Source organism: Shewanella psychrophila, assembly GCF_002005305.1.
Taxonomy (GTDB): domain Bacteria; phylum Pseudomonadota; class Gammaproteobacteria; order Enterobacterales; family Shewanellaceae; genus Shewanella; species Shewanella psychrophila.
In genome coordinates, this window is sequence record NZ_CP014782.1 from 2,631,878 (window position 1) to 2,649,564 (window position 17,687).

The window sequence follows — 17,687 nt, forward strand, 5'->3', positions numbered from 1 at the left end:
ATGCGACCTGTAGATATTCCTTTAACTGCCCACATAAACGTGGGCAGGTGTCCTTAATAATCCATTTCTATTTGTTGATTTTGTCTTCTGTTTTTACTAAACAGTATTTATTGTTAATAAATTGTTTCCACTTATTTCTACTGTATATTGCATGCAAAAAGCAAGTGTTGGTGAATATAAATCATGTTGACTTCAATGAAACATTTCGATTTAATCTGGCATGGGAATCTATAAACTTATTTAATTTCAGATGGATGAATAGTATTAATATGAGTGGGGAATACTTCAAAAAGATCTTATGCCTCGACACAATTTCTACTGAAATTGACCTGCTGAACTATAATTACCAGTGACGTCATAATGGTTTCGAGGTAACACCATGGCAATTTCTACCCGATTAAATGAGTACCTGCAGGATAATAAGATAAACTATGAGCTTGTCTCTCACCCCCATAGTTTTAACTCGTTAAGCTCGGCCATCGCGGCACAAGTATCGCCATCTCAGCTAGCAAAAGCGGTGATCTTAGAAGATCATGAAGGACGTAAGATAATGGCTGTGTTACCCGCTAACCATAAAATCAGCCTGGGAGCCTTAGGTGACAAGCTTAACCGGGACCTACACCTGATGAAGGAGCAAGCGGTTTATCAGATGTTTAAAGACTGTGAGAATGGGGCTATCCCACCATTAGGCGGTGCCTACAACTTAGAAGCGGTTTATGACGATCTCTTAGTCAATGCCAAAGAAGTCTATTTTGAGGCCGGAGACCATAGCAGCTTAGTGCACATAAGCCGGAAAGATTTCGTTAAACTGATCAAAGATGCCAAGCACTTAAGGTTCAGTCATCAAACTATTCATTAGCAGAGCGTTCATTAACAGAGCTTGAGCACTCTAGCTACAGCCAGAAGCAGAATACTCACTCCAAATGCTTAAAGTGAGTATTCTGAATAAATGAACTTATTTAAGTACTTAATCAAAGCAATATAGCTGGCGCTTATATTTAGCCGCAGAACTGAACCAGTCGAATCGCTGCTGACTCGCTAACAGCTCCATTGCTCGCCATTTATCTCCATTAAAATCTTCAAGAGCATCGGAGAAGCGCAGCTGTAAATTTTCAGCTTGCTTGGCTAAGCAGTTACCAGAAAATAAATAACCAGTCTCATTGTCAGCCACCGTATCTCGCAAGCCCCCCACTCCATGGACTAAGCAGATTTGTCCCGCCTTCATCGCAAGCATCTGACTTATCCCACAAGGCTCGAAAGAACTTGGCATCATAAAGAGATCGCCATTTCGATACAGTGCATCCGACACAACCTCATCATAGCCGTTAAGGAATATGAAGTTAGTATATCTGGCAGCAATGGCACCGAATTCACTGGCGATTTCAGCATCTCCACTGCCCAGTAGAATAAATAATCCCTCAGGGTGAGCCAAAGCTAAGGCCTGCAATATAGACTCAAGCACTGAAACTCGCTGGCCATTATCTAGCAAGACAGTTTGACGCAAGATAAGTACTTTCTGATCCGTCAGCCTACCGACCGAAGTCACTAGCATGCTTGGGCTTTTCAGCGTGTTCATCGGCGGCTTATTCAATAACTTCTTGTCTGATGACTGAAGATGAGATGGATGCACATCTTTAGACTGCCCGTCATACCGCCACAAGGCTGCAATGCGTGTCAGCGCAATCAGATCGCAACAGGCAACCCATTGCTTACCTCCCTGCCAGCGCAATAGTGCCGACTTCATCTGTTCCAGCAACTCGCTCCAGGAATCATCTTTATTGGCTATGCCTTGCTCTTCCCTGTACTTGTCCTGTGTATTATTGGGGTCGGTAGCACTCGCTTTCTTCTTGGTCGCTGCGCCATTGACCCCCTTGTCTCTGAGCTTATCTCTGACACTGGCTTTATCACTGACACTAACTTTAACGATCCCAGCAGTCGTTTTCTCTGCCAGAGCAAGCTCATCATAGACACAGGCATTTAATATGCCCACCAGCGCACCCGAGTCTTGTTTACGCTGTAAATCGGCCTCCAGGCCTTCGCCTCCAAAGAAGCCAGCATGATGATCTGAGGGTTGCAATACTTCATCGGCGTAAGTCGGTGATACCAGGTGTACCTTAGCGCACAGATTAATGCCGACTCTCATGGGGTTGATACAATGGGGATAGCGAGGATCACTCACAGACTCGAGCTGCTCAGAAGAGAGTTTTTCCTGTAATCCTGGATACCAGGCACTCATAGAAGAGGCGTCCCCCTTGAGTGGGCGTATCCCCTGTATCGCTAAGTTGTGTATGGTGTAAACACAAGGGATAGTCGAAAGATTCTGGAAATCTTCATCCCATCGAGTCAATAAGGCAAACATGGCACAGTGCCAATCATGAAGATGTATTAAGTCTGGCTCAGGTAACATTTTCTCATTGATTACCGTCGCCACACAGAGGCAAAACAGGGCAAACTTATTAGCATCCTCTGCGAAGGGACGCTCGTCACTGCCTTGGCTATAGATCTCCTGAGGCTTGCCTTGACACACTCCATCCTGAACGTCGATGAAATAGATCACCGAGCCCTCAACGTCCGGATGAGGAGTACTTAACAGAGCGACACTCTGCCTGACACCGCCAAAAGTCACACTAAATTCTGCAAGCTTTGTGGCGTTGACTGACCCAGCGAGAAAACCATAACTTGGCATAATCACATCGGCCATCACACCTTGTTCCGCCAAAGCGGCCGGGAGATCACGAATGACATCCGCCATCCCCCCGACTTTAGCCCTAGGTATCGAGCCGTTCTCGGCGGCTAACATCAATACTCTTTTCAATGTTCTTTCCTTATCCACTACAAAATAAAGTGCAGAATCAAGTACAGAGACTCACTCATAGCCTACAGGCAGACCCAACATGTCTCTTGTCACTAACACCACGCCTTTCTCCGAGACCCTGAAGCCTCTTTTTCTGTCGTGAACATGGTCATAGCCAATCACAGTACCTTCGGGAATGATGCAACCACGATCTAAGATCGCATTCTTAATTTTGCAGTGTCTCTGTATCACCACATCGGGCAAGATCACCGAGCCTTCTACTTCTGAATAAGAGCAGACTCGCACCTCATTGAACAACACACTCCTTCGCACCGTAGCCCCAGAAATAATACAGCCACCGGACACAATAGAATCTAAGGTCATGCCTCGCCTGTCATCATCATCGAAGACAAACTTTGCTGGCGGAAGTTGCTCCTGATACGTCCAGATAGGCCACTTCGCATCGTATAGATTTAACGGAGGGGTTGGTGATAACAGCTCCATGTTGGCTTGCCAAAATGAATCCAGCGTGCCCACATCACGCCAGTAGGCTTTTTGGTCGTTAAAGTCACCGCAAAATGGATAAGCGAACACATTATGGTCTTGGATAATAGAAGGAATAATATCTTTACCAAAGTCTCGCTCAGAGTTTTCATTCATGGCATCTTTTTTTAGCTGCTCAAACAAAAACTCGGTGTTGAAAACATAATTTCCCATGGAGGCTAAACACGATTCAGGGTTATCGGGCAGATGCTTGGGCACTTCAGGCTTCTCTTCGAAACCTAAGATGCGCTGGGTTTCGTCGACCTGCACCACGCCGAAAGCCCCGGCGGCCTCGGCAACCGGCACCTCTAAACAGGAAACCGTCATGTCTGCCCCGGACTCGGCATGGGCGGCGAGTATTCCAGCATAATCCATACGGTACACATGATCCCCCGATAAAATCATCACGTACTTAGGCAGCTCATGGCGGATAATATCCATATTTTGAAACACAGCATCGGCCGTTCCCTGATACCAGTTTTCCGAGTAACGCTGGGATGCAGGTAATATCTCTACCGATTCGCCTAACTCCTTCTTAAAATGACCCCAGCCTCGCATGACATGACGAATGAGTGAATGAGATTTATATTGAGTTACCACCCCCACACGACGAATACCAGAGTTAATACAGTTCGATAGCGGGAAGTCTATGATCCTAAACTTCCCCCCAAAATAGAGCGATGGTTTCGCGCGCCACTCAGTTAACTCATGCAAACGAGAACCTCTTCCCCCGGCTAAGATAATCGCATAAGTATCACGGGTTAAATTACTGATATAACGTGGACTCGGGTTAGGCATCGGTACTCGCTCCTTGAGATTCATTGCTTAGGATTAATTGTCTATGACTGTTCAACGTTTGCATTATTGAGTTAATTATTGCGACTTCTGGATACAGCATGATTAAACCCCCCTCATATTGGGACTTCACTGGAATAACGGGTGAATTGAACGTCCATAATTAAGCTTTCCATATTTCATCACGGTAAGCTGAAATGGTGACATCACTTGAAAAACGGCCACTGCATGCAGTGTTACGTATACTCATTTTGGTCCAACCTTCAGTGTCTTTATAGGCACTGGCGGCTCGCTGCTGCGCGAGTCGATAGGATTCAAAATCTGCCGCCGTCATCCAAGGATCGGTTGGCGACCTAATGCTATCTATGATGCTGTCAAAAATGCCTGGCTCGAGTAAATTAAAGTGGCCGCTTTGAAGTAATTCCATGACTTGTTTCAAAGCTGGAGACTCATTGATGAACTGGCTAGGTTGGTAATCTTGCTGCAGTGCATTGACTTGGCTGGCATTTAAACCAAACAGGAAGAAGTTATCCTCGCCCACCTCTTCGAGCATCTCAATATTGGCACCGTCTAAGGTGCCGATAGTCAGTGCGCCATTCATCATAAACTTCATGTTGCCAGTACCAGACGCTTCTTTTCCTGCGGTAGAAATTTGTTGAGACAAGTCCGTTGCCGGACAGATCTTCTCCATGGCGCTGACGTTATAATTCGGCAAAAAGGCAAACTTGAGATAGGGGGAGACTTCAGGATCAGAATTGACCATATGAGCGACATTGCTGGCAAGCTTGATTAGCAGCTTAGCCATGGCATAACCCGGCGCAGCTTTACCACCGATCAGCACACATCTGGGAACCAGTGCATCTGTATTACCTTGGAGGACCTGGTGATACAGGTGAATGACATGCAATATATTCAGGAGCTGACGCTTATATTCATGGATGCGTTTAACGTGCACATCAAACATCATTTCAGGCTCAAATTCGACGCCACACTCTTTGGCTATCATCAAAGATAATTCACGCTTATTGGCCTGCTTCACTTCGCGCCACTCATCAATCAGCGTCCTATCTTCGGTGAACGCACTCAGGGCATGTAGATGTTGTAAGTCTCCCACCCACTCGTGGCCCAATCGTTTAGTCAGTAAAGCAGCCAGTCTGGGGTTACAATGTGCCAACCAACGTCTCGGCGTTACGCCATTGGTTTTGTTATTGAACTTTTCAGGCCAAAGCTCATAGAAATGTTTAAACAGACCCGATGTCAGCAGCTGAGTATGCAAGCCAGCCACCCCATTGACCGAAAAGCTGGCAACGATGGCAAGATAGGCCATACGCACATGGGGCTCATCACCCTCTTCGATGATCGACATCTTGGCCAACATCTCACCATTTCCTGGCCAATGATGAGCCACATCATCGAGATAGCGCGCATTGATCTCGTAGATGATCTCTAACACTCTAGGGAGCATCTGCTCGAACATACGCACAGGCCAACGCTCTAACGCTTCGGGAAGTAAGGTGTGATTGGTATAGGCCATGATATTAGTGGTTATTTCCCAGGCCTTGTCCCACTCCAGAGCATAATGGTCCACCAGCAAACGCATCAGCTCAGGTACGGCAACACTGGGGTGAGTGTCATTGAGCTGCATCACATTGGCGCTATCGAAGCCGCTAAAATCGGTGCCATTTTGCTTAACCCAATTATTGAGCAAGTCCTGCAGACTCGCAGAGGACAAGAAGTACTGCTGCCTTAATCTAAGCTCCTTACCGTTCTCACTGGCATCATTGGGATAAAGCACCATAGTGATCTGTTCAGCCAGGTTTTTTCTGGCAACCGCTTCGGTATAATCTCCCTGATTAAATTCGGCTAAATCAAAATCATCGGTGGCTTCTGACTTCCACAATCTCAGGGTGTTGATACGGCCATTACGGTAACCTGGTATGGGCATATCGTAGGCTACCGCCTTCACATCTTGCGTATCGACCCAAGTGACGTGCCGTCTGCCTAATTTGTCGAGGTAGCTTTCTGTATGTCCAAAGAAGGGCACTGTGACATTATGATTGGGCACCCTGACTTCCCAAGGGTTACCATCTTTAAGCCAACGATCGGGACGCTCTACCTGATATCCATCAACAAGTCTCTGGGCAAACATGCCGTACTCGTAACGGATCCCATATCCTGTCACCGCAAGATCTAAGCTAGCGCAGCTATCGAGAAAGCAGGCCGCTAGTCGACCTAAGCCACCATTGCCGAGGCCTGCATCGCGCTCTAAACTTTCAAAAGATTCTAAATCGACGGCATACTGGCTCAAGGCTTCACGGCTCTCTTCGGTTAGATCCAAATTAAGTAAGGCATTGCCTAATGCGCGTCCCATCAAGAACTCTAGCGACAAATAAGCGACTTGCTTAGTCTGATATTGACTGTCTTTAGCTCGGGTCTTTCGCCAGTTGCCCAGCATCAGCTCTTTCACGCTGGATGCTAAGGCATGAAACAAGTCATGCTGGGCATACTCTTCCTGACCCAGACCATTATTCATATAACGACTCAAGGAAGCCGATAGAGACTCACAAGGCTCGCAATTCTGGAGCTGCTCTTTAACTTCATCATTAACATCGTTGGACTTATCCGATGACTTATCCAATGGTCTATCTTGGGACACTCGTTTACGCTTAGGGGTACTAACACTCATTCACAGGCTCCTTAAACTCGGCATAAAACAACATCAAGCTTCGGTCTTGTAAGCGATACAAGGGATTTAAATTCGTAGAAAGCGAAACAGACTCAGGGTTTAGTTCACTGTCTTGAGTGTGTAACAGGCAACGCCAGGGAGACAGGTTATCGAGCTCAGGTAAACAAAAATCCAGACTCTGTTCATCGGTATTAAGCATCAAGAGAAGTGCCTGGCGACAACCCTTTTGCGCCTCAAGTTCACCACTTATCACTAGGCTCAAGCTTCGAGCCTGGGTCTCACTCCACAAGGATTTGGTCATCACTAGCCCCTGACGACAAAACCAGTCGAGACCAGGTTCATCCACATTGGCACCCTCATGTATGTATCTGCGATGGCAAAGCAGAGGGAAGCGTTTTCTGAGGTGAATTAACTTACGGGTAAACTGCAGCAATCCATTACTGCTGATATCTTGTTGCCACTCACGCCAGCTCAGCCCATTGTCCTGGCAATAGGCGTTATTGTTGCCTAACTGAGAGTGACCGACTTCGTCTCCGGCCAGCAACATAGGCACACCTTGGGACAAAAACAGCGTCGTAAGTATATTGCGGCACTGCCTTGCTCTTAAACTATTGATATCTGAATCATCCGTGGCACCTTCGACACCATAGTTATGACTGAAATTGGCCTGATGACCGTCTCGATTATCTTCGCCATTCGCCTCGTTGTGTCTCAAGCTGTAACTGACAAGATCCATCAAGGAGAAGCCATCATGACTGGTGACGAAGTTAATACTGGCCGCCGGCGGTCTGCCTGAATGTTCAAATAGATCACTGGAACCGTGAAAACGCCTGGCAAATTCGGGCAAGATCCCCGCATCCCCACGCCAAAAACGTCGAATAGTATCCCGATACCTGTCATTCCATTCGCTCCACCCCATGGGAAATTGTCCCAACTGATAGCCACCGGGACCGATATCCCAGGGCTCAGCAATCAAGCGAACCTGACTCAGCACCGGATCTTGGGATAAAGCATCGAAGAAACCGGAACCAGTATCGAAGCCATGATTTTCACGGCCCATACAGGTCGCTAAATCGAAACGAAAGCCATCGACGCCCATCACTTCCACCCAATAACGCAGCGAGTCCATCACCAATTGCAGTACATTCGGGTGAGCAATATTGAGCGTGTTACCGCAACCGGTATCATTGATGTAATATCTAGGTTCACTGGGACTCAAACGGTAGTAACTTAGATTATCTATGCCTCTGAAACTGTAAGTCGGACCGAGGCGATTCCCCTCGGCGGTGTGGTTATAGACCACATCTAAGATCACTTCGATGCCCGCCTTATGAAATTCTTCCACCATATGACGAAACTCAAAAACATCATCACCACTTAAATAAGCCTGATGGGGTGCAAAGAAGCCTATGCTGTTGTAGCCCCAATAATTGCTCAGCTTCTTCTCTTGTAAAAACGGCTCATCGAAGAAACTCTGCACCGGCATCAACTCAACGCAGGTGATCCCAAGGTTATTCAGATAAGTTATCGATTCAGGGCTGGCGAGCCCGGCGAAGGTGCCTCTGTGAGGTTTGGCAATATCCGGATGCAGCTGAGTAAAGCCTTTAACATGTAGCTCATAGATGATGCTTCGGCGCAGTGAAAGCGATACTTCCTCCTGGCTATAGCTTTTCTGCACAGGAAGTACAGGTGCTAGGTGGCGATGATCCACAACCCGGCACTTTGGCATACTGGCAGCATTATCACAGGTATCGAAAGACAAGTCGGCTTCAATACCATCGAGTTGATAAGCATAATTACTTGGATTATCACGGCACTCACCCACCAGCTGCTTAGCATAAGGGTCGAGCAGGAGTTTGTTGGCATTGAACCTGTGCCCTGACAGCGGCTGAAATAAACCGTCGACGCGATACCCATATAACAGGCCTTCTCTCGCGCCTTCAAGATAGCCATGCCAGACATGTTGCGACTTACGCGGTAAGATGAAACGTGCAATTTCATCATTGCTGTGTTCATCGAAGATACACAGAGTGATCTGGGTGCCATGGGCCGAGAACAGGGCAAAGTTAACCCCAGTATCATCGACGCTCGCCCCTAGTGGATAAGGCTTACCGTTAGAGAGCTTCATCTTGCTCACCAGTCTTCGCTGACCCTATGGCTAAGCGAGTCGCTGAATTCGCGTCTGAGTCGCGGGTTAATTGAGAGGGCGATAATACTAAGCATCCCAGAGGCGGCACTGTGATTTCACTGCTATAAGCCAGGTTTTGATATGGCATTCCCTCAGCCAATATCACCCCGGTACTCCCCACCCCACTACCACCATAATACTCACTATCACTATTGAGCAGCTCTCGGTATACTGTGTTCAATGGCAAACCGATGCGAAAACCATGGTGCACCTGAGGCGTCATATTGACGACAAATATCAGGTGATCGTCAGTGGATCTGCCATAACGAACAAAACTAAACACACTAGACTGGTCATTATCGCAATCGAGCCATTGAAACTTATCAGCCTGAGTATCTTGACTGTAAAGCGAAGGTTGACTTAGATACAGGTGATTAAGATCTTTCACCCAGGTCTGCAGCCCTTGATGAGGAGCATATTGCAGCAGATGCCAATCTAGGCTCCGCTCATGGCTCCACTCGTCTCTTTGGCCAAACTCATTGCCCATAAACATCAGTTTCTTACCTGGGTGCCCCCACATGAAGCCGAAATATGCCCGTAGGCTGGCAAACTTCTGCCAATCATCACCCGGCACCTTGTGCAGCAATGACCCCTTGCCATGAACTACCTCATCGTGGCTCAGAGACAAGATAAATTGCTCGCTGAAACAATACATTAAGCTAAAGGTCAGCTCGCTATGATGATGACTCCTGTGAATGGGATCTCTTCCCAGATAGCGCAGGCTGTCGTTCATCCAGCCCATATTCCACTTGAAGCCAAAACCTAAGCCAGACTCATCGACTCGCTTAGTCACCCCCGGCCAGGCCGTAGATTCTTCGGCGATCATCACGATCCCGGGAAATGCCTGGTATAGACGTTGGTTAAGGCTCTGCAGGAAACTAATCGCCTCCAGATTTTCACGGCCTCCCTGAGCATTGGGCAGCCACTGCCCGGGTTCACGGCTGTAATCTAGATATAACATCGAGGAAACGGCATCGATACGTAGACCATCGAAGTGGAATTCATCGAGCCAATAACAAGCATTACTCAGCAGATAGCTTTGGATTTCGCCGCGGCCGTAGTTATAGATCAAGGTATCCCAGTCAGGATGCTCGCCCCGTCTGGGGTCTTGATGTTCGTACAAGCTAGTACCATCAAACTGCGCCAAGCCATGGGGATCTTTGGGGAAATGTGCCGCCACCCAGTCCAGGATCACGGCCAATCCCGCCCGATGACAAGCATCGACAAAGGCCTTTAAACCTAATGCATCGCCGAATCTATGGGTTGGTGCGTATAGACCCACGGGCTGATAGCCCCAAGAGCCATCGAAAGGATATTCACTGATGGGCATTAGCTGCAGATGAGTAAAGCCCATCTCTTTGACATAGGGGATCAGCTGCTCAATGAGTTCTTGATAATTCAGACAAAGCTCGCCCTCATCCCCCTTACGTCGCCAAGAAGCGAGATGAACCTCATAGGTGGAGATGGCTTGGTGATGCCATTGCTGAGACTTTCGATACCCCAACCACTCTTGGTCTTGCCAGTGAAAATCTTTCTTAAGGGGGATCAAGGAAGCATTGCCCGGTGCGGCTTGCATGGCTTTTGCGTAGGGATCTGATTTCTCTATGCGCTCGCCATGCTCAGATATCAACTCGAACTTGTAATGCGCTTGCTCATTTACATGGGGAATGAATATCTCCCATATGCCATTGGCTAAGTGCTGACGCATCACATGTCGAGTTCCGTCCCAATGATTAAAGTCTCCCACCACTGACACGCGCTTGGCATTAGGAGCCCACACACTGAAATTCACCCCCTCGACGCCCTGATTCTGTTGCCATCTCGCCCCCAACAAATGATACGCCTGCTCTAAGCGCCCCTCACCGAAAAGGTAAACGTCGTCTTGGTTGAGTAAGCTAGGAAACTGATAGGGATCGATGATCTCTTCGACGCTCAAGGGATATTCGACCCTTAACTTATAAAGAAAAGGTTTCACTCTTCTGCCAATCACCCCAGCAAACAAACCGGTCTCATTGACGCGTTCCAGGCTGGCAAGTTTACGTCCATCCTTAAGGTTAAGCACCTCGACACTGAGCGCTCCGGGTAATAAACAGCGAACCACCAACTGCTTTCTAACCTGAACCGATTTAGCTTCTGCTTGCTTACCATTGGTGTTTTTTATCGGCGCATCACTCGGGGTTTCCAGTAGATGCATACCTAACAAGGAAAACACATCGCAATATTCACCATTTAGCAGCGCAACATCGGCGCCGTGATGAAAGTGAGGGACATTTTGAGTCATCATTTATCTTCCATTAAAGTTAAAATTTCTCAAGCTAATTACCTGTGATGCCGATAAACTCTTACATACTTTACGGCTCAGCTTTGCCCGTTCAGGCACCAATACTTACATCCCCTAGATTTCTGAGTTTCTCGCCGCCCTTATCTGCTCCAGCAGGTGCTTCACTCTGGGAGATCCATGGATATCCGCAAGGGTCATGGGTAAACGTCGCTGCCAATTGGGATATTCTTGCCAGGTTCCGGGAATATTTACGCTGTGCATGTCACCAATAAGATCGCTAAGCTGCACACTAAATAAGGCAGAGTGGCTCTGGGCTGAAGCACTTATCCAAGCTATGAGTAACGCCTCATACTCCAGACTGTCTGCGGTGGCTTCATCGATACAACCAAGACTAATCAGCAGGTTTAGTAGCTGTCTCTTCTCATCCTCGCGGCCGCTTAGAGCATCCCCCAAGGCTTCATCATTATCGATGAGCTCGAGCTGACGTCTCAAATGCAGATCACTGGTAGACCACCACGCAGCTAAGTTCGGCACATCGTGATTGGCCAGCATCATCAAGCTGTCTTGTTTATGTTCATTGGGATCTGTGAAACCTGTGCTGTGTTTGCAAAAGTAGAACAGCTGATTGGAATAAATACCCGAGGATCTCAGGCGTCGATCCATCTCGGGAGGCACCAGACCAAGATCTTCTCCTATGATGCAACACCTAGCTCGCCAGCTTTCAAGGCATAGAATGGCGAAAAGACAATCAACGGGATAATACACATAGGCTCCCTCACCATTCTTCTTATCTAGGGGGCACCACCACATTCTCAGCAAGGACATCACGTGATCGATTCTCAATGCACCGCAGTGACGCATGTTGGCCCTAATGATGGTAATAACATGCTGAAAATTGTCTTTTTTTATTGATAGTGGGTCTAAGGGAGCCAGCCCCCAATTTTGCCCTTGGGACGCAAATGGATCCGCCGGAGCTCCGATACTGGCATTGAGACAAAATTGCGACTCATTTTGCTGAACTTCGATACCCTCGGGTTTAGCACCAACGGCAAGATCCCGTATCAGGCCTAAGGACATCCCGGCTTGCTTGGCTCTCGCCTGACAGGCACCGAGTTGCTCTTCGGCAATGAACTGTATATAACGATAAAAATTGAGTTCTTTGGGTAGGTCATCGGCCGCTTTAGCCGATTCGGCCTCAACAAATTGAGTTAATGCATCCCCCTCTTTAGACACAAAATCATCGAATGCTCGCCTCCTGGCTGAAGGAATTTTAGTGCCAGGTAGACTAAACGCCTGATACAGAAGGATGAAGGCGCGATATTTCAACTGAGTCAAGCTAGGATAATCCAACCAATTATCAATATTGATTGAATCCCTTAGGCTCTCAAATTCATCGGTCTGCAACTGAGATTTCACAAGGGCATACTCAGATACACCTTGGATATGAATATAAAGAGGATTAATTCTGCGCCTGTCGCTGGGACTATAGGGGCTCACGTGATCTGGCTCAGTGATATCTAAGGCATGCAGCGGATTAAGCTGAATAAAATCTCCCCCTTGGGCGGCCACCAACTCAATAATTTCAGTTAAATCCCCAAAATCACCTATGCCCCACTGACTATCACTGCGTAGCGAGTAAAGCTGAATACTGACCCCCCAGGAGCGAGGTTGAGTCTTAGAGTCGCTATTTTTATCTATGTCTGAATCTATATTTGAGAGCCTAAATGCTTGCCTTGGGGCCATCATCACCACACCAGAATAGCTGTTCATTCCAGCGGTTAACTCTGCGCTGTGATAGCCTGAAACCAATCGCTGATTTTTGGCCTCTATCACCTCAGTCAATTCTGCATGGGACTCGATAGGATTATCGGCACTACCATGGGGATCACCTACGGAATCGACTCGCGTTAAGTCCAACAGGGATAAGCGATAATGCAGGTATTGGGTCTTACCAATGCAATAATCACCGACTATTCGCATTTCGCTCGGGAGCACCCTAAGACTGAATGTACCGCCCGCTTCACTCAAAATCCTCAGCGTCAGCGTATCTTGATAACCAGAGGGCAGATACAGGCTGATCTCTGGCTCATCCATATAGGTATGCTGAAAACCATGGAGTCCCATAGTCCATGGCTTTGCATCGAGTTCATGGATCCGCTGCTCCAGATACCCTTCATCAATTTCACCTCGAGTATCAACTAATTTATTCAGCATGCACCTCAATACACCCTCCCTGTCTTGGACGGGAACACGGACATTCTGGCCACTAAAATTAATAAACTCGGCACCGACGCCTTGCAGATACAGCAACTTTTCCAGCCCCATACTCGTCGTCCTTATAGGAAATACACATAGCAATACTCAATGACATTCACGGCAACAGGAAATACCAGAATGAGGTATATTCATGTCAAATAGATGACAGGGTAATTTATTTAAAAAAAACTTAAACAGAAGTAGACCGCTTACAACATGTAAATAGTAGATAACTACTATTTATTAAATAAAAACCCTCAAACAAATCACTGGTAACTAAACAGAAAGCAAACCACAAACAAAAGAATTAACCGATAATTAACACCCTTAGGTTGTTTTTATTATCATTATTAAACCAAGTCAATGAATTTCTGTAATAAAGTTACAAAAATTCATTGTGAACATATAAAAACCAAGATTGAACAACGAGAAAAAATCACTAATACTGCTTTAAAAACATCAACATGAAACAATTACACACCAACCTATATTGAAGATGTAAATTAATTTCAGTACGACGGAATAAAGAGTTAAATTAACCTAATATTTATAAGCTATAAGCTTATAATTAAATATATATTAATTTACATCTAAATAAGATAAAAACTCTTTTCATCACAAAAGACAATACCACTGAGAATACAGAATAAACAAAACAATGTTGATAATTAAAGCAGAAAAGAAGGAGAGGGGGCGACGAGCATAACAACTTAAAATAAAATAGCGTCTCTTAATAGATAACGCTATATATTAACACTAGCAATTAGTCGAACAAGTAAGATGTAAATTTAATAATACTTTATCAAGAGCCCCTATCACTTTTAATATGACTAATATGGCGAGTAGATAATGATTTATTTGAAGAAAACGTTAAAACTGCCAGTCTTTAGCAAAGTCATATCTAAAGCCTATGATCCATGAGTCAAAGTCATTTAGGTTATCGTAATCTTTGGCTAGATACTCAAGGTGGAAACGTAAGTTATCATCTGGTAGCCACTCCAGAGTGGTGTTATACCCATCATACCTTTGACTCAACAGCGCTCCTCGACCATCGTCAAAATCAAAATAGCCTAGCTTCACTCTGAATTGCTCGCTAATTCGATAAGCCGTGGAGACATCGAGAGTGTGGCCACTACGGTCTTGAGAAATGGCATCCCTTTGGTAACTTTTATCTTGATAGGCAGCGGCTAAATATAATCCATTATTAAAATCTTGAGCTAAAGATATTGCCCAAACCTCATCTTCCCCCGTCGTGAAATTACCATCGATACTATCTTGCATTAGATAGGTCACAGCACCATGAAAGCCACTTTGATCGTAACCTAAACCTAAGTTCACCAAGTCGGCACCATTGCTGCCGCTTTCACCATCAAATTGAGATGCAGCGAGCCAACTAAATCCACCGGTTTGAAGTCGATATGTGACCATATTATTGACGAAGAAAATACCTTCCGCATCATAAGAGAAAGGACTATTTGCATGATTGAAAATATCCACATACTCCGCGATTAACAGGTATTGTGGCGGTCTCTGTTTTCCCACAGCGACTCGGCCATAGGGACCACCGACTGCGACATAGGCTTTCCTGGCTGTGCCAAAGTCGCCATTATTGGAGAGATCAATCCCCCACTCACCATGTAACTCAGCAGTCCAACCCGGCATAAACTCATTGGTTGCTTTTATCCCTGCACGGGAAAGTGCATCCCGAACATCCCAGAAGGTTTCAGCATCTTCATCAAAATAGCCAAAAGTGGGCCGCATGGTGGCATAGACACTTAATGTATTATTAAGTGGTTTTTCAGGCATGGTGGGAGGCTCGACCTCTTCGACTTTTGTTACTTGCTTAGCCAAACTAGCTTGCTTGGCCTTTTCAATCTCTTGGGCTTGCTGAGCCTTCTCAAGCGCTAACACTTGCTGCTGAAGTTGCTCTATTTGCCGCTTCAACATCTCTAAGCTGGTGTCTGAATCTGCAGCCACCACATTAAAGGGGATCACAGATAAAAACGTTAAGATAAGGATGACCAGAAATATACTTCGCATAAAACCTAACCCATGTAAGCAGGCGATAGAAAAAGTATAGACTATACTTTTGAACATAAAGCCAAGAGATTATCTGCTTATTTATATTCGTTTACTCCCACCCTCCTTAACTAGGAATCGATACAATGAAAATCAGAACAAAATTTTCTGTTGCCTCTGGCGTCGTCATCTTGATCCTAGTTTCCTTACTTTCAATATCTACCGATATCGCCATTAAGAACACCTTAGAGGAAAAAACCCAAGCCTATATCGAAGATAATGCTTCTTTACTCGCGACAGGGATAAGCAACTGGCTTAGCGGAAAAAGTTCCCAAATAAACCTTTTAAAAAACATGATTGAAAATAATTATTCCGATAATGGATTTCAGCAAGGGTTAGAGTTAGCAGCAATAAAAAATGATTTCTTACTCGTTTTCGGCACACTCGATACAGAAACAGGTTTACGTTCAAACAACCCCAACAGACAGAACCCGCCAAATGTAGACTTTAGAGAAAAGCCTTGGTACAAGTTGGCCAAAAATCAATCGGGAATCGTATTCACAGCACCTTATAAAGATGCAGCAACCAATGAGCTTCTGCTGTCTATCGTCACAAACGTCAAAAATAAAGGCGAATTTAGGGGAGTATTAGGCGGAGACCTGAGTCTCGATACCATTGCCAAAACGGTAAATACCATCAACTTCGATGGCACCGGGCTCGCTTTTATTAGTGATGAGAATGGCAATATTATCACTCACCCTATCGGTGAGATGAACAATAAAAAAACACAAGATATTTATCTGCACTCCCCGAATAATAGCAAGAAGATCATAGAGGTTGAACATGATGGAGCCGACAAACTCTTGTATTTTTACCCGCTAGAAAAAGCCAACGGTATGAATTGGTATTTGGCCGTATTACTCGAAAAAGATAAAGTTTATCAATCGCTAACAGACCTAACCCAAAGAACAGCCCTGTTCGCCATAATCAGTATTATCATCTGTATTTTTATACTTAGAAAGCTAGCAAAACAATTACTTATGCCGCTCAATGAACTAGAAAATGCCATCGCCAATATCGCATCTGGCGATGGAGATCTTACCCAAAGGTTAGCCATTAAGAGTGATGATGAATGTGGCGCTGTGGCAACGAACTTCAACTTCTTCTTAACGTCAATGCAACAGCTCGTCATAGGTATCAAAGAAAAAGCCAATTTAGTGGTCGATAATAGCAATACCTCCAGACATCTGGCGGTGCAATCCGGTGAGCAGCTCATGGAGCAAAAGTCATTGATTGAAGGGCTAGCCACAGCAATGAATGAGATGACGGCGACCTCTGCAGATATAGCCAGTAGTGCACAAGACGCAGCAAGTTCTATCACGGCAGTCAATGAACGTACCGAACAGAGTCAAATAACCTTTACTGAAACTTCCGATTATATTAACCAGCTATCCAGCACAATTACCGTTTCACAAGGCGTTAGTGACAAACTCGCCGAATACAGCAATAACATAGAACAAGTACTGTCTGTCATCAACGGCATAGCCGAGCAGACCAACCTACTCGCACTTAACGCGGCAATTGAAGCGGCACGTGCGGGTGAACAAGGACGGGGGTTTGCTGTTGTTGCCGATGAAGTCCGAACGCTCGCTTCTCGAACTCAGGAGTCCACCACCGAAATTAAGACTACCATAGAGCAAATTCAGTCAGCTTCTTCTCAAGTACAAGCAGCCATGCAAGAAAGCAAAGAAAAAGCAGAGACTTGTGTTGAGCATGCTGCCACCGCTAACGATGCACTCGATGTCATATCAAGTTCGGTTAAAGAGATCATGGATAGAAACATTCAAATAGCTGCAGCCATCGAGGAGCAGAGTGTGGTCGCCGAAGAAATAAACCTTAATACCAACAACATCAATGATATAAGCACCAGTGTCGGCGAGTTCTCAGAGAACCAGATAGAATCTAATATTCAACTCATCGAAGAAGTAAAACAGCAGCAGTTACTGCTCAATAAGTTTACCGTGTAAGCTTTTTTCCTTTATCGATGTAATCAAAGACAGACTAACTTTATCTTCTTTGTCATAAATTTACAGATTTAGTTGCCCACCTCTAAGTTTGTAACACT

The 17,687-nt window shown here is 45.7% G+C and carries 9 protein-coding genes; 2 read left to right on the plus strand and 7 right to left on the minus strand.

Annotated features, from left to right (window positions below):
• Positions 1-379 precede the first annotated feature (379 nt).
• Positions 380-859 carry an aminoacyl-tRNA deacylase gene (locus tag sps_RS11325; RefSeq protein ID WP_077752625.1) on the plus strand — a complete coding sequence of 160 codons (480 nt, stop codon included), beginning with the start codon at positions 380-382 and terminating at the stop codon, positions 857-859.
• Positions 860-967: 108 nt separating this feature from the next.
• On the opposite strand, the gene sps_RS11330 is transcribed toward sps_RS11325, so the two are convergent.
• The 7 genes from sps_RS11330 to sps_RS11360 form a co-directional block, all read right to left on the minus strand.
• Positions 968-2,800, minus strand: coding sequence for a glycogen synthase (locus sps_RS11330; protein WP_077752626.1), 1,833 nt, complete (start codon positions 2,798-2,800; stop codon positions 968-970).
• Between the two features lie 66 nt (positions 2,801-2,866).
• A complete protein-coding gene (gene glgC / locus sps_RS11335; protein WP_077752627.1) occupies positions 2,867-4,135 on the minus strand; it encodes a glucose-1-phosphate adenylyltransferase in 1,269 nt (422 codons plus the stop codon).
• A 160-nt stretch (positions 4,136-4,295) separates the two neighbouring features.
• The gene (locus sps_RS11340) at positions 4,296-6,818 is read right to left on the minus strand and encodes a glycogen/starch/alpha-glucan phosphorylase (RefSeq protein WP_077752628.1); all 2,523 of its coding nucleotides are present in this window, start codon (positions 6,816-6,818) and stop codon (positions 4,296-4,298) included.
• The gene (gene glgX / locus sps_RS11345) at positions 6,808-8,946 is read right to left on the minus strand and encodes a glycogen debranching protein GlgX (RefSeq protein WP_077752629.1); all 2,139 of its coding nucleotides are present in this window, start codon (positions 8,944-8,946) and stop codon (positions 6,808-6,810) included. Before glgX ends, sps_RS11340 begins: the two co-directional genes overlap by 11 nt.
• On the minus strand, positions 8,933-11,290 hold the full coding sequence (glgB, locus tag sps_RS11350; RefSeq protein WP_077752630.1) for a 1,4-alpha-glucan branching protein GlgB: 2,358 nt from the start codon (positions 11,288-11,290) through the stop codon (positions 8,933-8,935). Before glgB ends, glgX begins: the two co-directional genes overlap by 14 nt.
• A gap of 111 nt (positions 11,291-11,401) precedes the next feature.
• Positions 11,402-13,612, minus strand: coding sequence for a 4-alpha-glucanotransferase (gene malQ, locus sps_RS11355; protein ID WP_077752631.1), 2,211 nt, complete (start codon positions 13,610-13,612; stop codon positions 11,402-11,404).
• 801 nt (positions 13,613-14,413) lie between these two features.
• Positions 14,414-15,583: a porin gene (locus sps_RS11360; protein ID WP_077752632.1), complete on the minus strand. Its 1,170-nt coding sequence runs from the start codon at positions 15,581-15,583 to the stop codon at positions 14,414-14,416.
• A gap of 125 nt (positions 15,584-15,708) precedes the next feature.
• Here sps_RS11360 and sps_RS11365 point away from each other — a divergent pair, with 125 nt between their 5' ends.
• A complete protein-coding gene (locus sps_RS11365) occupies positions 15,709-17,589 on the plus strand; it encodes a methyl-accepting chemotaxis protein (RefSeq protein WP_077752633.1) in 1,881 nt (626 codons plus the stop codon).
• Positions 17,590-17,687: the final 98 nt, after the last annotated feature.